The sequence below is a fragment of the Nonomuraea sp. NPDC003201 genome, from assembly GCF_053590415.1.
Window position 1 is genome coordinate 42,811 of sequence record NZ_JBSFTC010000012.1, and the last position, 20,353, is coordinate 63,163.

Annotated in this window: 12 protein-coding genes; 10 read left to right on the forward strand and 2 right to left on the reverse strand. The window is 69.0% G+C overall.

Features of this window, described 5'->3' with window-relative positions; genetic code table 11:
• Positions 1 to 84: 84 nt before the first annotated feature.
• The 8 genes from ACWDX9_RS07940 to ACWDX9_RS07975 all read left to right on the forward strand — a co-directional run bounded on the left by ACWDX9_RS07940 (position 85) and on the right by ACWDX9_RS07975 (position 11,024).
• Positions 85 to 1,365 carry an ROK family protein gene (locus ACWDX9_RS07940; RefSeq protein ID WP_449950342.1) on the forward strand — a complete coding sequence of 427 codons (1,281 nt, stop codon included), beginning with the start codon at positions 85 to 87 and terminating at the stop codon, positions 1,363 to 1,365.
• Between the two features lie 213 nt (positions 1,366 to 1,578).
• Positions 1,579 to 6,774, forward strand: coding sequence for a ThuA domain-containing protein (locus ACWDX9_RS07945; protein ID WP_449950343.1), 5,196 nt, complete (start codon positions 1,579 to 1,581; stop codon positions 6,772 to 6,774).
• A 61-nt stretch (positions 6,775 to 6,835) separates the two neighbouring features.
• Positions 6,836 to 7,477, forward strand: a complete 642-nt coding sequence (locus ACWDX9_RS07950) for a hypothetical protein (protein WP_449950344.1) — start codon at positions 6,836 to 6,838, stop codon at positions 7,475 to 7,477.
• Positions 7,478 to 7,575: 98 nt separating this feature from the next.
• Complete coding sequence (locus tag ACWDX9_RS07955) at positions 7,576 to 8,613, forward strand: COG1470 family protein (RefSeq protein ID WP_449950347.1); 1,038 nt, start codon at positions 7,576 to 7,578, stop codon at positions 8,611 to 8,613.
• A 210-nt stretch (positions 8,614 to 8,823) separates the two neighbouring features.
• Positions 8,824 to 9,093 carry a hypothetical protein gene (locus ACWDX9_RS07960; protein ID WP_449950350.1) on the forward strand — a complete coding sequence of 90 codons (270 nt, stop codon included), beginning with the start codon at positions 8,824 to 8,826 and terminating at the stop codon, positions 9,091 to 9,093.
• Complete coding sequence (locus ACWDX9_RS07965; protein ID WP_449950353.1) at positions 9,090 to 9,695, forward strand: hypothetical protein; 606 nt, start codon at positions 9,090 to 9,092, stop codon at positions 9,693 to 9,695. Before ACWDX9_RS07960 ends, ACWDX9_RS07965 begins: the two co-directional genes overlap by 4 nt.
• Positions 9,696 to 10,070: 375 nt before the next feature.
• On the forward strand, positions 10,071 to 10,625 hold the full coding sequence (locus tag ACWDX9_RS07970; protein ID WP_449950355.1) for a DJ-1/PfpI family protein: 555 nt from the start codon (positions 10,071 to 10,073) through the stop codon (positions 10,623 to 10,625).
• Positions 10,626 to 10,820: 195 nt separating this feature from the next.
• On the forward strand, positions 10,821 to 11,024 hold the full coding sequence (locus tag ACWDX9_RS07975; protein WP_449950358.1) for a hypothetical protein: 204 nt from the start codon (positions 10,821 to 10,823) through the stop codon (positions 11,022 to 11,024).
• A 253-nt stretch (positions 11,025 to 11,277) separates the two neighbouring features.
• Here ACWDX9_RS07975 and ACWDX9_RS07980 read toward each other — a convergent pair whose 3' ends face one another.
• A complete protein-coding gene (locus ACWDX9_RS07980; RefSeq protein WP_449950361.1) occupies positions 11,278 to 12,714 on the reverse strand; it encodes a glycoside hydrolase family 43 protein in 1,437 nt (478 codons plus the stop codon).
• Between the two features lie 31 nt (positions 12,715 to 12,745).
• Positions 12,746 to 14,080, reverse strand: a complete 1,335-nt coding sequence (locus tag ACWDX9_RS07985) for an extracellular catalytic domain type 1 short-chain-length polyhydroxyalkanoate depolymerase (RefSeq protein WP_449950364.1) — start codon at positions 14,078 to 14,080, stop codon at positions 12,746 to 12,748.
• Between the two features lie 1,465 nt (positions 14,081 to 15,545).
• Here ACWDX9_RS07985 and ACWDX9_RS07990 point away from each other — a divergent pair.
• Both ACWDX9_RS07990 and ACWDX9_RS07995 read left to right on the forward strand, forming a co-directional pair.
• On the forward strand, positions 15,546 to 18,272 hold the full coding sequence (locus ACWDX9_RS07990; protein ID WP_449950367.1) for a beta-L-arabinofuranosidase domain-containing protein: 2,727 nt from the start codon (positions 15,546 to 15,548) through the stop codon (positions 18,270 to 18,272).
• Entirely contained in the window at positions 18,269 to 20,290 is a 2,022-nt protein-coding gene (locus ACWDX9_RS07995; protein WP_449950369.1) for a family 43 glycosylhydrolase, read from the forward strand. The genes ACWDX9_RS07990 and ACWDX9_RS07995 overlap by 4 nt, the downstream gene beginning before the upstream one ends.
• The last annotated feature ends 63 nt before the right edge of the window (positions 20,291 to 20,353 follow it).

Sequence of the window (20,353 nt, forward strand, 5' to 3'; positions counted from 1 at the left end):
CTTGAGGGGTGCGTGGTCCGACATCGCCGTGTTACAACCCTGATTAATTGATCTCGGAGACAAACAAAGGGGCAGGTGGTGCGGGTGACGTACAGACCGTCCCGCTCCCGCTCCCCTGGCGGCGCGGCGCCTTCGGGTCCCGCCACGCTGCGCCGGGCGAACCTGTCGCTGGTGCTGCGCGAGCTGCGCGACCACACCTCCCTGTCCCGTGCCGAGATCGCGCAGGCGACCGGGCTGCACCGGGCCACCGTCTCCAATCTCATGGCCGAGCTCCTGGAACGGCGGCTGGTGCGGGAGGTCGGTGTCGAGCACGTGGGCGCGATCGGGCGTCCCCGACGGGCGGTGGCGCTGCACGGCGCGCACGTCGGCGCCCTGGGCATGGAGATCAACGTCGACTACATCGCCGTCCACGGCACCGACCTGAGCGGCCGGAGCCTGGTCGAGCGCCGGGTGGTCCACGACGCGATGGGCAGCGGCCCTGACAGCGCCGTGCGCCGGCTCGGGCTCGTGGCCAAGGAGGCCGTGGAGGCGATGCGGCGGGCCGGAGCGGTCCCGACCGGCATCGCGGTGGCCGTCCCCGGACTCGTGGACGTGACACGCGGCGTCGTGACACTCGCGCCGAACCTCCACTGGCGCGACCTGCCCCTGGCCGAGCAGCTGAGCTCCGTACTCGGCCCGCGGAGCGTGCCGGTGTGGGTGGACAACGACGCGAACCTCGCCGCCCTGGCCGAATACACCTCCGGCGTCGCCGCCGGCACGCCCCACCTGGTCTATCTCACCGGAGAGGTGGGCGTGGGCGGCGGCATCATCTCAGGCGGCGAACTTCTGCGCGGAGCGGACGGATTCTCCGGCGAGGTCGGACATCTGCGGGTCGACCCCAACGGCGACCGATGCGGCTGTGGCCGCATCGGCTGCTGGGAGACCAAGGTCGGCCTGGCCGCGCTCGTACGCGCGGCCATGCCCGAACAGGCGTACGGGTTGCCCGGCATGCCGGTGCCCGATCCCGGCGAACGGGTCGCCGACATCGCCAGGGGCCTGGCCTCGGGCGACCGGCGGATGACGATGGCGGTGGCGCAGGTCGGCGAGTGGCTCGGGCTCGGCGGCTCGATCCTGGCCAACCTGTTCAACCCGCGGGTGATCGTCATCGGCGGCTACTTCGCCTCACTGGCCCAGTGGCTGCTGCCGCACGCACAAGATCAGCTGCGACGGCTCGTGGTGGCCGCTCCCGCCGCCGAGTGCCGATTCGTCGCCTCCACGCTCGGCTTCGGCGCCGCCTCCCGGGGCGCCGCGAGCATGGTGGTCAACCACATCATCGACGATCCGACGACGATCTTGGATTCACTCCGCAGGCCGGCACCTTACTGACGGCCCCACAGACCTGGAGACGGCACCCTCCAGCAACCCGCACTATCCGCTACCACCAAGTGGCAACAGCGCGGCGGCGCGCGCCTTGCCTGACGTCCCCCCGGTCAGGAAGGGTTTTCCATGTCACCACGTCCTCGAACATGGGCAGGAAGGCTGCTCAACGCGGTCCTGCCAGAAGGCGGACGACGCCCGAGACGTCGAACCGCCACCACGATGGCCTTAGCCCTCGTCGCCCCTTTCCTCACGCCCCTTGCGGCGCCCGTGAGCGCCGAGGCCGCCACGGCGGCGGAGCCCGCCTTCAAGGTGCTCGTCTTCTCGAAGACGACCGGGTTCCGGCACGACTCGATCCCCGAGGGCATCGCGGCCGTGCAGAAGCTCGGCCAGGACAACAACTTCGCGGTCGACACGACCGAGGACAGCGCCCTGTTCACAGACCAGAACCTGGCCCAGTACCAGGCCGTGGTCTTCATGTCCACGACCGGTGACCCGCTGGGCACGCAGGCGCAGAAGGACGCCTTCCAGCGCTACATCCAGGGCGGCGGCGGCTTCGTGGGCGTCCACGCCGCCGCCGACAGCGGCTACAACTGGGCCTGGTACGGCAAGCTGGTCGGGGCGTACTTCAAGCAGCACCCGGCGATCCAGCAGGCCACGGTCAAGGTCGAGGACCCGGCGCACCCGGCGACCAAGGATCTCCCGACGACCTGGACCCGTACCGACGAATGGTACGACTACCAGGCGAACCCGCGTGGCACGGTCCACGTGCTGACGTCGATGGACGAGAAGTCCTACACCGGCGCCACGATGGGCGCCGACCACCCGAACACGTGGTGTCAGGACTTCGAGGGCGGCCGTTCGTGGTACACCGGGCTCGGCCACCTCAAGGAGAACTACAGCGAGCCCAACTTCCTGAAGCTGCTGCTCGGCGGCATCCAGACCGCCGCCGGCGCGGTCAAGGCCGACTGCTCGGCCTCGCAGAGCTCCAGCTTCGAGAAGGTCACCCTCGACGACAACACGTCGAACCCGATGATGGTGGACGTCGCCAAGGACGGCCGGGTCTTCTACATCGACCGGCTCGGCGAGGTCAAGATCATCAAGCCGGCCGGCGGCACGGTGACGGCGGCGAAGCTGAGCGTCTTCACCGCCAACGAGAGCGGCCTGCTCGGCATGGCGCTCGACCCCGGCTTCGACTCGAACCACTGGGTGTATCTCTACTACTCCCCCACCGGGACGAACGTCGACCGGCTGAGCAGGTTCACCGTCAGCGGTGACACCCTGGACCTGTCGAGCGAGAAGAAGATCCTCGACGTCCCGGTGCAACGGGCCGAGTGCTGCCACCACGGCGGCGGCATGGTGATCGACCCCAAGACCGGCAATCTGTGGCTGGGCACGGGCGACAACACCAACCCGTTCGCCTCCGACGGCTACGCGCCGCTCGACGAGCAGTCCGGCCGCGCCAGCTGGGACTCCCAGCGTACGGCGGGCAACACCAACAGCCTGAGCGGCAAGCTGCTGCGGATCCACCCCGAGGCCGACGGCACCTACACCGTCCCGTCCGGCAACCTGTTCGCGCCGGGCACGGCGAAGACCAAGCCGGAGATCTACGGCATGGGCCTGCGCAACCCGTTCCGCATCGGTCTCGACCCCAAGACGGGCAACATCATGCTCGGTGAGTACGGCCCCGACGCGAACGCGGCGAGCTCCACCCGGGGTCCGCAGAACACGGTCGAGTGGAACCTCATCTCGAAGCCCGGCAACCTCGGCTGGCCGTACTGCATCGGCAACAACACCCCGTACGTCGACTACAACTTCGCCACCAAGCAGTCGGGGTCGCCGTTCAACTGTGCCGCGCCGGTCAACGACTCGCCGAACAACGACGGCCTGACCAGCCTGCCGCCGGTGATCCCGGCGACGATCTGGTACCACTACGCGGCCGACCCGCAGAACTTCCCGGAGCTGAGCGGTGGCGCGCCGATGGGCGGCCCGGTCTACCGCTCCGACCCGAACCTGCAGTCGGACGTGAAGTGGCCGGCGTACTGGGACGGCAAGGCCGTCTTCGGTGAGTGGAACAACGACAAGGTGTGGTCGTTCCAGCTCAACGAGAACGGCAGCAAGGTCGTCGAGATGAACCCGATCCTCGGCTCCCTGTCGTTCAAGAAGCCGATGGACATGAAGTTCGGTCCCGACGGCGCGCTGTACATGATCGAGTGGGGCTCCGGCTTCGGCGGCGACAACGCCGACTCCGGCATCTACCGCATCGAGTACACCAAGGGCACCCGACCGCCGATCGCCCGAGCCACGGCGGACAAGACCGACGGGCCCCTGCCGCTGGCGGTCACGTTCTCCAGCGAGGGCAGCCGGGACCCGGAGGGCAAGACGCTCACCTACGCCTGGGACCTCGACGGTGACGGGGACACCGACTCCACCGACCCCAACCCCACCTTCACCTATGAGAAGGGGGGCGACTACAGCGTGGTCCTGACCGTCAAGACCCCCGACGGCAAGACCGCCACCGCCAGCGTGTCGATCAGCGCGGGCAACACCCGTCCCGCCGTCAAGGTGGACGTTCCGCCGAACGGCGCCTTCTTCGAGTTCGGCGACCAGGTGAAGTTCAAGATCACCGTCACCGACGCCGAGGACGGCACGATCGACTGCGACAAGGTCAAGATCCAGGCGATCCTCGGCCACGACAGCCACGGCCACCCGCTCGACCAGCTCAAGGGCTGTGAGGGCACCCTGCAGACCCAGCAGGCGGGCCACGGCGAGTACGACAACCTCTTCTACGCCATCGAGGCCAGCTACACCGACGGGGGCGCCAACGGCGCCGGACCGCTGACCGGGCGGGGCCAGATCATCCTGGAGCCCAAGCGCAAGCAGGCCGAGCACTTCGCGCAGACCGGCCGGGTGGCCGACGGCAAGGGCACCGACGCCGCAGGCGTCCAGGCGGAGACCACGACCGACACCCAGGGCGGCAACCAGCACATCGCGTTCGTCCAGGACGGCGACTGGTGGTCGTTCGACCCGGTGAACCTGTCGAACGTCACCGCGATCCGGCTCCGGGCCTCCTCGGGCGGACCCGGCGGAACCGTACAGGTCCGGGCGGGCAACCCCGAGACCGGCGCTCTGGTCGGCTCGGTCAACGTGCCGCCCACCGGCGGCTGGCAGACGTTCACCGACGTCACACTCGACCTGACCGGCCCACCGGTCGAGAGCGGACCGCTGTACTTCGTCGTGCGCAAGCCGGCGAGCGCGGCCGACAACGCCTACCTGGCCAACTTCAACTGGGTCGACTTCGTCGGCAAGGGCGCCACGGACAACGAGCGTCCGGCCGTGACCGCGACGGCGACCCCGGCGACGGGCGTCGCCCCGCTGAAGGTCGGCTTCAAGGCGACGGCCACCGACCCCGAAGGCGACCCGATCACCTACAAGTGGAACTTCGGGGTGACCGGCGCGCCGGAGCCCACCACGGCCGAGGCGAGCTACACCTACACCGCGCCGGGCAACTACACGGCCGTGGTGACCGTGACCGACGACAAGGGCGCGTCGGCCACCGCCCAGGTCCCGGTCAAGGTGGACGCGGCGGCCACGGTGTGCTTCGCCGGCCGTTCCGACAACTTCCTGGGCAGCCAGCTCGACCGTGACCGCTGGTCGGTCATCCGGGAGAACCAGGACCTCAAGGTCGCGGACGGCAAGCTCGTGATCCCGACCTCGACCACCGACATCTACAGCACGGGCGGCAACACGCCGAACATCGTCGTGCAGCCGGCGCCATCGGGTGCGTGGACCGCCACCGCCAAGCTCACGCTGGACGCGCGTGACGCGTACCAGCAGGCGGGCCTGATCATCTACGGCGACGACGACAACTACGCCAAGATGGTGCTGCAGGCGCGGTCGACCTCGGGTTCCAACCACGCCAGCCGTATCTTCCAGTTCATCCGGGAGGAGAACGGCAGCCCGAACGAGGTGTCGCAGAGCAACACGGCCAACCTCGGGGACTCCTACCCCGACACGGTGTACGTGCGGTTCGTCAGCGACGGCACCAACATCACCGCCCACTACTCCTCGGACGGCACCACGTTCACCGCGATGCCGCAGACCAAGCCGCTCGCCGGGATCGCCAACCCCAAGATCGGCCTGATCTCGCTGGCCGGGGCCAACCACCCGGTGGTGGACGCGTCCTTCGACTGGTTCCACATCACGCCGGACGACAAGGCGACGGCGCCGGACCCGGGCGACGAGTTCGAGGGCACCGCGCTCGACTCCTGCCGCTGGAACGCGGTCGTGCGCCCCGACGCCACGGCGGCGCGCGTCGGCAACGGCAAGCTGGAGCTCGACACCACGACCGGTGACATCTACGGGACCGCCAACAGCGGCCCGAAGAACTTCATCCTGCAGACGGCGCCGAGCGGCGACTGGACGCTGGAGACCAAGGTGGACGCCTCGGCGCTCAACGAGCAGTACCAGCAGGGCGGCCTCATGGTGTACACCGGCGACGACGACTACGTGAAGCTCGACTTCCTCACCACCAACTCGGCAGGCTCGACGGTGGCGCGGAGCATCGAACTGCGCAGCGAGGCCGGCGGCACCGTGCAGAACCCGCAGCCGCAAGTGAACAACCTCACCAGCGGCGTGTGGTGGCTGCGGCTGAGGAAGGCGGGCACCACCTACACCGGCTCCTACTCCTCCGACGGCCGGACCTGGACGGATCTCTCCGCGACGGTGGAGAACACCGCGGTGGCCACCGGCGCGAAGGTCGGCGTGTACACCATCGGCACCAACCAGTCGGCGTCGAAGACGGTCACGTTCGACTACTTCCACCTGACCAAGGCGGGCTCGGACAAGGCCGCGCCCGTGACGACGGCGACGACCGATCCGGAGCAGCCGGCGGGCGGCACGTTCACCGGTCCGGTGTCGGTCACGCTGAAGGCCGCCGACGAGGACGGCGGCAGCGGGGTCGACAAGACCGAGTACCAGTTGGACGGCGGCGGCTGGACCGCCTACACCGGACCGGTCACCGTGACCGGCGACGGGCAGCACGAGCTGAAGTACCGCTCGGCCGACAAGGCGGGCAACGTCGAAGAGGCCAAGACGCTGACGCTGACGATCTCGGCGTCCGCGCCGCAGGTCAAGCTGACGGTCTCCGCCTCGTCCCGCTGCATCGGCACCTCGGCGTACGTGGCGGTCACGGCCGTCAACGGCTCGGACGTGCCGGCGACGGTGACGCTGACCACCCCGTTCGGTTCGAAGACCGTGGCCGACGTGGCCCCGGGCAAGCAGGCGTACCAGTCCTTCAACAGCCGGGCCGGGCAGATCGACGCGGGCACGGTGACCGTGAAGGGGACCGCGACGATCGGCGGCGGGCAGGTCACCTCGTCGTACGACGCCGCCTACCCGGCGCTCAGCTGCCGCTAGCAGAACCGGGGCCGGCCGGCCGAGCAGCCGACCGGCCCCACCCCCTCAATGGAGCGAACACATGAAAATGAACAGGACTACACGGATACTCGCCGCGGCGATGCTCGGTGTCGCGCTCGCCGCCGCCGGCGCCGGCGTGGCCGGTCCGGCGGTGGCGGACGACGACCCCGACAACGGCATCGACGTGTCGGTGACGATCGAGCCGAACGCCACTCCCGGTGAGGTGTCCATGACCGTCGCCGACAACGGCGGAGTGGCCCTGCAGGAGGACGGCTCCAACGCCGCCGCCCGCCAGTTCGTCGGCACCCTGCCGACGGTCACGGTGACCGACAGCCGCCGGCCCGAGGAGATCCCCGCCGGTGACTTCTGGGCGGTCGTCGGCCAGGCCAGCGAGTTCACCGCGACGAGCGGTTCGGCGCCGCCGATCGGCCCGCAGTACCTGGGCTGGCGGCCGCGCCTGCTGAGCGACTCCTCCTCCGGTGCGGTGGAGGCCGGTGAGCCCGTCTCCAGCGTCATCTCAGACGGCTCGGGAGCGCCCGCCGTCGGTCTGCAGGGGCAGGAACTGCTGGTGTCGACGGCGAACTCCGCCGACGAGATCGGCACCTGGCAGGTCAACGCCGGCCTCGCGCTGCGCACTCCCGCCGACGTCGCCGCCGGCGAGTACCACTCGACTCTGACGCTCTCCCTCTTCAACCAGTCCTGAACCGGAGGCAGGACGCCATCGCCCGCTGTGGGCGTCCGGGACCTGTGCCGGCCTGGCGCAGGTCCCGGACGGCCACGATGAGACTGGAGACACCTCTGTTGACCACAAGCCGTTCGCGAGGCGCCCTCGCCCACCTCGCCGTCTTACCCGCCGTCGGCGTTGCCCTGCTGGTCGCCGTCCTGGTCACCACGGTCGCGTTCGCGACCCCGTCCGACGCCGACACCACCTGGTCGGTCGTTCCGGCCAACGCCGACGGTCCTGACGGCCGCAGCGTCATCGAGCTCGAACTCGCCGGCGGGCAGCAGGTGGTCGAGCATGTGGCGGTCATCAACCGCTCCACTCAGCCGGTCGACTTCGCGATCGACGCCAACGACGGCTACCTGACCTCCAAGGGCTACTTCGACATGCGGCCCTCGGACGCGAAACCGAGCGACGGCGGCTCCTGGATAGCGGTTCCCGAGAAGGTGACCATCGCCGCCGGGGCCACCTCCGTCGTGCCGGTGACGGTGTCGATCCCCCAGAACGCGACGCCGGGCGATCACCCCGCAGGTGTGACCGCGTCCCTGGAGACCGTCTCCGGTCAGGTACGGGTCCAGAACCGGGTGGGCGTCCGCCTGAACATCCGCGTCACCGGCGACTATGTGGCCAAGGTGGCAGTAACCGACGTGCAGGCCGAGTACACGGGATCATGGAATCCCTTCGCCGCCGGATCCGTCGAGGTGACCTACACCGTGGCCAACGTCGGCAACGTCCGGCTGGTCGCGGACAACCGGGTCCTGACGTCCACGTTCGTGGGCGAGAACAACTGGAGTGACCCGTCCGCGGCCAAGGCCAGGGAGCTCATGCCGGGCGGCAGCCGCACGTTCGTCGCACGGGTGCCCGGCGCCTGGCCGCTGGGTCCCATCGGCACGACGGTCACGGTGATCCCCTCGCCCGCGGGCAAGCCGATCCCGGGCGTCACCGCCCAGCGGATGGCGATCGACACCACGGTCTGGGCCCTGCCGTGGCCGCAGCTCGCCCTCCTCGTCCTCCTCGCCCTCGCCCCCTTCGCCATCCGGCTGGTCGCCGCCTGGCGCCGCAGGCGCATCGAGAAGCTGATCATGCTCCACGGCAAAGGCACGCCTCAGGAGGCGTGAGCGTCATCGACATCCGTCCTCAGAGGTGGCGACCATCAACCGACTCAGGCAACCGACCCAGGCAACCGACGCAGGCAACCGACCCAGGCAACCGGCCCCCGCACAGGGTGCGACGTGGGCCCGCGTGCTCGCCCTCGCGGTCGCGTTCGCGCTCGGCGCGATCGGCGCGATCGTCGCCGGCCGTCCGACGGCGCAGCGGGGCCCGTCGCGGTGACCGCCGCCGACGTCGAGAAGACCTGGCAGCAGGCGGCCGCCGCGGCCGTGCAGGGCTTCGCCGACCCGCCGTCCGGCGAGGCCGCCATGGATCCGGCCGTACGGCAACGCGCCGACGCGCTCTTCACCTGGTCGATCGGAGCCACCGCTCTCGACGCCGTGAACATCGACGCGGGTTACGGCCACCAGCACGTATTCCTACCGACATCACCCGGCGAAGGGGCGCTCACCCCCGACACCGAACCCGAGGGGAGTCACGACTCGTGAACAAGGCACCGGCATACGTCCTCACCGTCCTGCTGGCCGGGCTCATGCTGGTGCTCGGCGCACCGGCGGCCTCCGCCCACGGCGGGCCGATCAAGCTGGAGGTGACGGGAGACGGCGCCGACAACGTCAACGTGCTGGTCACCTACAAAAAGGACAGCCATCCCGTAACGGAGATCGTCGAGGCCACGCTGAAGGCGACCTCGGCAGACGGCCGTTCCTTCGGGCCGGTGCCGCTCAGGTCGGCGCCCGAGGGCCAGAACCTCTACCACTCCGCCGAGCCGCTGCCGAGCGGCGAGTGGCGGGTCACCGTGACCGCGACCGAGCCCTCCAAGGCGAAAGCGACGGTGAAGGTGAAGGCGGGCGTTGTCGCCGCCTCCCCCGTGGCGGCGACCGCCCCCGCGACCGCCCCCGCGACGGGCCAGGCGACGGGCCAGGCGACGGCGCCCGCGCGGAACAAGGCCGCCGCGCCGGCGAACGTGATGGACGACCAAGGTGCGATGGGGACTCCCCTCAAGATCGGCGTCATCGTCCTCGTGGCGCTCGTCGCCCTCGCGGCCTGGATCGCCCTCGCCTGGCGGCACCGCATGGGCGTCCGGCGCTGAATGCGGCCGGCCGGGGATTGGCGAATACAACAGGGGCGAATACAACAGGAGGGCGCAACCGACCGGGACCTCGCCGGTGCGCGCGTCGAAGTTCTCCGCGGCGCGGCGCAGATCGCCGGCATCGCCGGGTCGGCTCGACCGCGACGACGTCGGCGCCCAGCGTGACCAGGACGGCGGCCAGTTGCCGGTTCCGGCGCCGAGGTCGAGCACGCGAGGACCGGGCTCGAGCGTCGAGCGCGTCGCAGCGTGCGCGTAGTCCGGACGGTGTTCGGCGTACACAGCGGTCCGCTGGTGAGGCTGCCGGCGGGGTCTGCCATTTCTGCCCCCTCCGGACTAAGATCCACCGTGGGAGAATAGGAGTGAGTCATGGCCCGAGTGCTTGTTCTGACCGGCGATGCGGCGGAAGAGCTGGACACCATGTACCCCGTCTTCCGGCTCCGGGAAGGAGGTCATGAGGCGATCGTGGCCGCCCCCACCACGCGTGCGGTGAAGCTGGTGGTCCACGACTTCGAGCCCGGCTGGGACGCCTACACCGAGAGGCCCGGCCATCAACTGCCGGTGGATCTCGCATTCGCCGACGTGCGCCCTGAGCACTACCAGGCGCTGGTGATCCCGGGCGGCCGCGCGCCGGAGTACATCCGCACCGATCCCGACGTCGCCCGTATCGTGCGCTACTTCTTCGAGCGCGGCCTGCCGGTGGGCACGATCTGCCACGGCGCGCAGGTGCCGGCGGCGCTTGGCCTGCTGCGCGGCCGTACCACGGCGGCGTTCCCGCCCTTGAGAACCGACATGGAGATGGCGGGTGCGAGCTTCGTGGACGCCCCCGACGTGGTGGACGGCGCGATGGTCTCCTGTCGTGGCTGGCCAGACCTGCCTGAATGGTCGCGTGCCTTCATGCGCGTGCTGGAGGGCGCGAACGTGTCGTTGTAGGTGGTTCGGCCGTGCTCCTTCGCCTGGCCTTGTCCGGTGCCGCGCTCGTACTCGGCCAGAATCTGTCGCAGGCGCGCCTCCTGCGCCGTCCAGGCACCGGTCGGATGAGCCGTTGACCGGCTGCTGGCGGAGATCTCGGTACCGGCCGCCCGGAGCCGTTGTCACCGCTGGTCGTGGAAGATGTGGCGGACGAAGGTGAGCGGGCTGGCGGAGCGGTTTGCCGCCTTGGCGCGCGAGCTCGACCGCCCGGCGCCGGAACTCGTCGTCGCCGAGCGCGCCGATCCCGGCCTGCGCCTGCCGGAGGTGCTTACGGGGGCGGCCCCGGCCCGAGAGGCCGGGGCGCAGCGACGGCTATGGCGTCTCCAGCAGGACGCGTACATCCCACGGACCGAGACGTAGTTCCGCACCGGCCGCATGGTCGGCGCCGGCGAGCACGTCGCACCGCGGTCGGTGCCGTGACGGCGATCTCCTGCCAGGTCCAGTTGTGCAGGAAGCGCAGCCGCCGCCCGTCCGCCGTGACGGCGCCGGCGGAGGTGACGCCCGCCGGCACGACAGCGCTGAGGACAAAGACGCAGACCCGCCGAGGCAACGACGGGCCTGCCGGGTTCGGTGGTTCAGGTTGTGGCGTCGCCGGTGTGGGTCGGCAGAGCGATCAGCCGGGCGGTCTGGGCGCCTGCGCGCCGTTGGTCAGCAGGTTCCCGCCGGCAGCAGTACCGCCGGTGAACTGCCACCAGTTGACGTTGAAGAGATTGCCGCTCCCGCCGGTGTACTTGAAGTACAGGTCATGGGTGCCCGTCGCGCCGTTCACCGGGCAGGTGACGGTCGTCCACGTCTGCCAGCCGCCGGTTCCCGGCACGGTGCAGGTCCCCACCAGCGTGCCGTTGACACCGTCGAGGTGGAGCTCGATCCGGCCGCCGCTGGTCGCGGAGGCCACCCGCGCGGTGAAGGACCGCGCGCCGGAGCCGAAGGCGACGCCCTTGACCTTGATGTGGTCGCCGTTCTCGATCCAGCCGACGTTCATGCCACCCTCGCTGGAGGGCTCGGTCTCCACGCCTGACTCCCCGGCGATCGTCTCGGCCTCCTGGCGCACGTAGGGGTTCAGCGTGCCCACCTGGGGTGCTCCGGTCGTGGTCATGTTGATCGTGGGGATGGTGCCGTCGGCGTTGTAGCTGAATTTCTCCACGGCGACCGAGCGGGTGAAGCCGCCACCACCCGGCAGGGCGCCGTTGTGGTAGAAGAAGTACGACCCGCCGTTGAAGTCGATGATTCCGGGGTGGTTGGTGAAACTGCTGCCCTGCGTGGGCATGACCGTCCCGCGGTAGGTCCAGGGCCCGGTGGGGCCGGGGGCCGTCGAGTAACCGATGAACTCTGAGCAGCATTTCGCCGCGAAGACGTTGTAGTACAGGCCGTTGCGCTTGTAGACCCAGGGTCCCTCTTCGTACAGGGTCGGTCGGCTCGTGTTGCCGGTGCGGGTGCCGAAGCCCGCGGTGGTGAGGGGGATCTGCGTGGGACTGCCCGAGTACGAGATCATGTCCGGGTTGAGCCTGACGTACCACAGGTTGGGATTGCCCCAATACAGATAGGCCTGCCCGCTGTCATCGATGAAGACGGTGGGGTCGATCTCACCGTTCCTGACCAGCGGACGCCCGATGGCGTCGGTGAAAGGCCCGGTGGGGCTGTTCGAGACCCCGACGCCGATGGCCATCTGACCGCTCGCCCGGTCTTTCACCGGTACGTACCAGTAGAACTTGCCGTTTCTGTAGACGGCCTGGCCGGCCCACGCGTCCGCGCTCGCCCAGCTGAAGGTGGCGACGCTCATCGGCGAGCCGTGGTCGGTCCAGTTCACCATGTCCGCGGACGACCAGACCCGCCACTCCTTCATGGTGAAGTACGTCGAGCCGTCCTCGTCGTGTCCCGTGTAGAGATACACCCGGCCGTTGTGCACCAGCGGAGCGGGGTCGGCGGTGTAGATGGTCTGGACGATCGGGTTGTCCGCCCTGGCCGTGCCAGGGATCATCGTCACGAGGCAGAGCAGCGCCATGATCACAAGCGCGCCGCGCCCGGGTAAGACTTCGAACCGAAGTTTCATGATCACCTTCCGGATTGCGGACCGCTGTGCGTCAGGTACGGGTCCAGCGCTGGTTGGCGCCGGCGTGGCAGGTGTAGAGCTGGAGCCGGGTGCCGTTCGCGGTGCCCTGCCCCACGGCGTCCAGGCACAGCCCGGACTGCACGCCGGTGATGGAGCCGTCGGAGTTCACGCGCCACTTCTGGTTGTCTCCGCCCCAGCAGGAGTAGATCTGGATCCTGGCACCGTTGCCGGTCCCGGCCGCGTCGAGGCACTTGTTGCCATAGACCCTGATCTCGCCGGCCGAAGTGGCGGTCCATTTCTGGTTGTCCCGCCCGTTGCAGTCCCACAACTGCACTGCGGTGCCATCCGCGGTGGCAGCGTTCGGAACGTCCAGGCAACGTCCGGAACCCACTCCCCTGATCGGCCCGGTGCCGTCACCTGGCACGGTGGGAGTCGACGTCGGAGTGGACGAGCCGCCGTCCAGCCCGAAGAAGCGGATGGCGTAGACGGCCATCCCGGCGTGCGGCAGATCGTGGCCGGCGCCGGTGATGGTGTACGCCTCGACCTGCCCGGAGCCGAAGACTCGCCGAGTCCATCCGGATTGCGGGCTGTCAGTGGAGGCCGGAGTCTGGGTCAGTCCGTGCACGTTGGTCCACTGGTCGACCTCTTCCTGCAGCATCGTGTACGGCAGCACGGAGTCGGCGGTGCCGTGCCAGGCCATCACGCGCGGACGGGGCCCGGTGTAGCCGGGGTAGGCGTTCCTGACCAGGTCGCCCCACTGCTGCGGCGTCTTGTCCCCGCATCCGGCGGGCCCGAGGCAGCCGTAAGGAACCCCGGAGAACGGCGCGCCGGCCTTGAACACGTCCGGATACGTGGCGAGCAGGTTGTTGGTCTCCATCGCGCCGGAGGAGAAGCCGGTGGCGAACACCCGCTCCGGGTCACCGTTGTAGCGCTGCAGCACGTAGGCCGTCATGGAGACGATCGACACCGGATCACTGCCGCCACCGTGGCGCAGGGCCTCGTTCGACCACACGTCGAAGCAGTTCGACATGCCGTTGGCGCTCTTGTTCGCCTGCGGGTAGACGACGATGAAACCGTACCGGTCGGCGAGCGAGGCGAACTCGGTGCCCTGGTGGAAGCCCGGGGCCCAGCCGTTGCAGCCGTGCATCGCCACCAGCACGCCGGGCCGGGAGGCCACTCTGTCGGGGACGTAGAGGTACATCCGCAGGCCGCCGGGGTTGGCTCCGAAGTTCGTCACTTCGGTCAGGGCCGCCGCCGACGCTCGCGGGGCAGCGGTGAGGAACATGGACAGTGCGGCGGCCACGACAGCGATCAGAGCCGCCACGCCGGCTCCGATGGTGGCGTACGCCTTAGGACGCGGTTTCATTCGCTGCCCTTCTCTTCACGTGTTCGGCCTCTCTATGGGGATGCCGTCCTGGCGGAGACGCGTCGGACGGCCCCTACCTCCGAGTCGCCGACGCTCGCGAGCCGACTGCGCCGATACGGGGTCGGGGAGCGGCCACGGAGCGTCCGGCGGCCTGGTGAGGCGAGGACCACAGGATGTGGTGCCTGTGCGGATCTCGCTCGGCTGCGGTCGTCAGCGCCTGCTCGGCCAATGCCATTTGTTAGCGCTAACAAGCAGCTTGCTCGTCGAACTCCTCCTCGGAGGGCCGGTGAGAGGTGGTGGCCTCACGGAGCAAATACGAGACAGAAAGGTAATGTCAAGAGCACCCGGGCCGGCAGCGGATCAAAGGAGACGGAGGCCGAGCGCCCTCACCTGGCATTTCCCGGGCAAGGCCGCAGTCGATCGACGGGGGCGGCGCCATGAAACTTTCATCTGAGGCCCCGGACGGCCGGTCAGGCCGAAACTTTCAGGTCCACCCGATCGACCGTGGGACCACTACAAAGGACATAAGCGTCGGACTGTCGGCGCCGAAAATTTTCACCATTTCCTTGACAGGTTTCGGTGAGATTCCCACACTGAGTCCCTGAGGCGATTCCCTGTCAGATCGGTGGTGCGCGGCAGGGGGCGCCGTAACGACACCTGCCGCCCGACGGCCGCTCGGCAGGCGCCGCCGGGCGCCGATCGCCGGCGCACTCGGCCTGATCACGGCGCTGGCGGCGTCGCTACCAGCGGAAGCCGCGGAGCCACGCCCGGCGCGGCAGCCGCGCAGAGCGGCCGTTACTTCGGGCACCGCCATTGCGGCCGGCAGCAACGAGAACTGCGGGTTCTCGGTGTTCGCGGCCGCGTCAACCGCTCAGGGGCGAAACTTAACTAAGATCAATTAGAGCGCCGGCCACGCCGGTGGCGCCGCCATAGGCCGACGGCATGGTGCCGGTGAGCGGCGACTGGCCGCAGTGCCAGGCCCAAGGCGAATCATCCGCGCCTCGACTCCAGGTCAGCAACTTAATTCGCGATCTTCCGCAAATTACCCTGTTGCCAACGCGTAACTTCTGTGAAACTTTCACATGCACGAGCAGTGCGACGCGATCTCCCTGGAGGCAAAACTCCAGGCGGGAAGGGCGTTCCGACGGCAACGCCCAGGTCGGCGAGGGCGCCCCTCGTTGACGCCGGGCCTGACCGTCGGATGTACTCCGCGACAACGCGCTCAACGGAGTAGGCCGAGGATCGACTGTTAGCGCTAACAAGTTGCCCTCTGCGATTCAGTAACGGAGGCCTGGATGTCCCCTCTCGTCCCCCATGACGACACAGGAGCCATGACGGCTACGGTTCGCTCACCAGCGATGTGTTAGCGCTAACGCATCGCCCAAGAACGGCCTTCGAGGGCCTGACCTGGTGAACACGTGACCGGCGGACGCCGGTCACCGCCCCCCACCTCCAAGGAGCCCCCATGTCCTTGAGCCGTCGCCGGCTCTTACAGGCCGCGGGCGCGACCGTCGCGTTCTCGGCCGCCGGCCAGGTAATCGGCACGTCCTCCGCTCTGGCCGCACTCCCCTGGGCCAGATCCGACATCGGCGTCTCGGCCTACGAGTTCGACCTCGGCCAGGTGCGGCTGACCACCGGCCGTTGGCTGGACAACCAGAACCGCACCCTGAATTACCTGCGTTTCGTCGATGTCGACCGGCTGCTGTACGTCTTCCGGACCAACCATCGCCTGTCCACCAACGGCGCGGCGGCCAACGGCGGCTGGGACGCCCCCAACTTCCCGTTCCGGTCCCACATGCAGGGCCATTTCCTGACGGCGTGGGCGCAGGCCTATGCGGTGCTCGGCGACACCACCTGCCGGGACAAGGCCAACCACATGGTGGCGGAGCTGGCCAAATGCCAGGCCAACAACGGCGCCGCCGGATTCACCAGCGGCTACTTGTCCGGTTTTCCCGAGTCGGACATCACCGCCGTGGAGAACCGTACCCTGACCAACGGCAACGTGCCGTACTACTGCCTCCACAAGACCCTGGCCGGGCTGCTGGACGCGTGGCGGCTGATCGGCAACACCCAGGCCCGGACCGTGCTGCTGGCCCTGGCCGCGTGGGTGGACACCCGCACGTCGCGGCTCGGCTCAAGCCAGATGCAGGCCATGCTCGGCACCGAGTTCGGCGGCATGAACGCCGTGCTGACGGACCTTTACCAGATGACCGGCGACTCCCGCTGGCTGACCACGGCCCAGCGGTTCGACCACGCGGCCGTGTTCAACCCGCTGGCCGCCGGCCAGGACCAGCTCAACGGGCTGCACGCCAACACGCAGGTGCCCAAGTGGATCGGGGCGGCCCGCGAGTACAAGGCCACGGGCACGACCCGCTACCGCGACATCGCCGCCAACGCCTGGTCCATCACCATCGGCGCGCACACGTACGCGAACGGCTCCAACAGCCAGGCCGAGCACTTCCGCGCCCCCAACGCGATCGCCGCCCACCTGACCAGAGACACCGGCGAGGCGTGCAACACCTACAACATGCTCAAGCTGACCCGGGAGCTCTGGCTGCTGTCGCCGACTCGGGCCGACTACTTCGACTACTACGAGAACGCCCTGTTCAACCACCTGGTCGGGCAGCAGAACCCGGCTGACGCACGCGGGCACGTCACCTACTTCACCCCGCTCAACCCGGGCGGACGCCGGGGCGTCGGCCCGGCCTGGGGCGGCGGCACCTGGAGCACGGACTACGACTCCTTCTGGTGCTGCCAGGGCACCGGCATCGAGACCAACACCAAGCTGATGGACTCGATCTACTTCCACAACGGCACCACGCTGTTCGTGAACCTGTTCGCGCCCTCCACGCTCAACTGGAGCCAACGCGGCATCACGGTCACCCAGACAACTTCCTACCCGGTCGACGACACCACGTCGCTGCAGGTCACCGGCAACGTGAGCGGATCGTGGACGATGCGCATCCGTATCCCGGCCTGGACCCAGGGCGCGGCGATCAGCGTCAACGGAGTCCAGCAGACGATCGCCACCACGCCAGGCACCTACGCCGACCTCACCCGCTCGTGGACGTCGGGCGACACCGTGACCGTGCGGCTGCCCATGCGGGCGGTCATGAAGGCCGCCAACGACAACCCCGGCATGCAAGCCGTCACCTACGGACCGGTCGTGTTGTCGGGCAACTACGGCAACACGAGCCTTTCGTCGGCCCCGGCCCTGACTTCCTCATCGATCACCCGGACCAGCACCTCGTCCCTGGCCTTCACGGCCACGGCCAACGGGGCGTCGGTGCGGCTGGGGCCGTTCTACGACGCCCATGACCACAACTACGTCGTCTACTGGAACACCGGTGGTCAGGGCGGTGCGGGGGCGGCGAGCTTCCGGCTGCTCAACGCGGCCAGCGGGCTGGCCCTCGGCATCCAGAACATGTCCACCGCCGACGGCGGCCTGGCCCTCCAGTGGGCCGACAACGGCACCGCCGACCACGACTGGGTCCCGCTCGTCGACGGTGATGCCCTGCGGTTCCGCAACGTGCACAGTGGCAAGGTGCTCGGCGTCGAGAACATGTCGACCGCCGACAATGCCCGGGTGCTCCAGTGGGGTGACACCGGCACGGCCGACCACCGCTGGACGATCAGCGACGTCGGCGACGGCTCCGTCAAGATCCGTAATGTCCACAGCTCCAAGCTGCTCGGCATCCAGAACGGCTCGACCGCCAACGGGGCCCAGGTGGTCCAGGACTCCGACAACGGCAGCGCGGACAACCAGTGGCGGTTCGTGCCGAACGGTGCGCGGCGTATCCAGAACGTGGGCACCGGGATGGTGCTCGGCGTCACCGACATGTCCACGGCCGACGGCGCGCTCGTCGCCCAGTGGGGCGACACCGGCACCGCCGACCACCTGTGGACGGCGATCGTCGACACCGGCGGCTACCTGCGGCTGCGCAACTCCAACAGCCAGAAGGTGCTGGGTGTGGAGAACAGCGGCACCGCCTCCGGGTCGCGCGTCACGCAGTGGGCCGACAACGGCACCGCCGACCACCGCTGGCGGCTGCGCCACGGGTCGGGCGCCGCCTTCCGCGTCCAGTGCGCCAACGGCGGCCGGGTCCTCGGGCTCGGCGGGGCGTCCCAGGGCTCGCAGGTCGTGCTCGCCGACGACAACGGCTCGAACAACAACCTCTGGAGGTTCCTGTGAGGCGCGTGCTCGCGGTGCTCTCGTCCCTGCTTCTCGTGGGCGTGCTCCTCACGCCCACGGCGTCGGCCGCCACGGTCGACACCAACGCGTGGTACGTCCTGGTCAACCGCAACAGCGGCAAGGCCCTGGACGTCTACAACGCATCCACCGCCGACGGCGGCCGCATCACCCAGTGGACCCGTAACAACCAGAACCAGCAGCAATGGCAGTTCGTCGACTCCGGCGGCGGCTACTACCGCCTCAAGTCCCGTAACAGCGGCAAGGTCCTGGACGTCAGCAACTCCTCCACCGCCAACGGCGGCGCGATCGTCCAGTGGGCCGACCACAACGGCACCAACCAGCAGTGGCGCCTGGCCGACTCGGCGGGCGGCTACGTACGCCTGATCAACCGCAACAGCGCCAAGGCCCTGGAGGTCCAGAACGCCTCCACCGCCGACAACGCCGGCATCGTCCAGTACGACGACTGGGGCGGCGACAACCAGCAGTGGCAACTCGTCCCGATCGGCAGCGACCCGAACCCGGGCGGCAACTACACCAACCCGGTCGTCTGGCAGGACTTCGCCGACGGCGACATCATCCGGGTCGGCGACGCCTACTACTACTCGGCCTCGACGATGCACTACTCGCCGGGCGCGCCGATCCTGCGCTCCTACAACCTGGTCGACTGGGAGTACGCCGGGCATTCGGTCCCGAGGCTGGACTTCAACTCCGCCGCCTACGACCTCAACGGCGGCCGGGCGTACGTGAAGGGCATCTGGGCCTCGAGCCTGAACTACCGGCCCAGCAACAGCACCTACTACTGGATCGGCTGCGTCGAGTTCAACCGGACCTACGTTTACACCGCCTCGGCCGTCGACGGCACGTGGACCAAGCGCTCGCAGATCAACAACTGCTACTACGACGCCGGCCTACTGGTCGACACCAACGACACCATGTACGTCGCCTACGGCAACAGCACCATCAGCGTGGCCCAGCTCTCGGCCGACGGGCTCAGCCAGGTGCGCTCCCAGCAGGTGTTCCAGACCCCGAGCAACGTCGGCACCCTGGAGGGCTCCCGCTTCTACAAGCGCAACGGCTACTACTACATCTGGCTGACCCGCCCCGCCAACGGCCAGTACGTCCTCCGCTCCACCTCGCCGTGGGGCCCGTACGAGATGCGCCAGGTCCTGCTCGACATGCCCGGCCCCATCTCCGGCGGCGGCGTCCCCCACCAGGGCGGGCTCGTCCAGACCCAGAACGGCGACTGGTACTACATGTCGTTCGTCGACGCCTACCCCGGCGGCCGGGTCCCGGCGCTCGCGCCGATCACCTGGACCAATGACTGGCCGACCGTGCAGACCGTCAACGGCGGTTGGGGCGTCAACTACCCGAAGCCGAACATCCAGACCAGCCGGACCGTGGCCTCCATGATCGGCCCCGACACCTTCACCTCGGGCAGCCTCGGCCACCGCTGGGAGTGGAACCACAACCCCGACACCAGCCGCTTCTCCACCGGCAACGGCCTGCGCCTGCAGACCGCGACGGTCACCAACGACCTCTACAACGCCCGGAACACCCTGACCCACCGCATCCAGGGACCGTCGTCGACGGCGACGATCGAGCTCGACTACTCGGAGCTGGCCAACGGCGACCGCGCCGGGCTGGCGATGCTGCGCGACCAGTCGGCCTGGATCGGCGTCAAACGCGACAACGGCGTCAACCGGGTCGTGATGACCAACGGGCTGACCATGAACAGCTCGTGGCAGACCACCGGCACCGGCACCGAGGCGGCCAGCGCGAACATCTCGGGCGGCCGGATCTGGTTGCGGGTCAACGCCGACATCAGGCCCGGCTCCGGCAGGCAGGCCCGCTTCTCCTACAGCACCGACGGCAGCAACTTCGTCAGCCTCGGCCCGGCCTTCACGTTGAACAACGCCTGGCAGTTCTTCATGGGCTACCGCTTCGGGATCTTCAACTACGCCACCCAGGCCCTCGGCGGCGCGGCGACCGTACGCCGCTTCGACCTGACCACCCCCTGACGCACACGTCGACACGGGAAGGCACCCACCAGGAATGGCAACTCGCCCAAGTCGGATAAATCG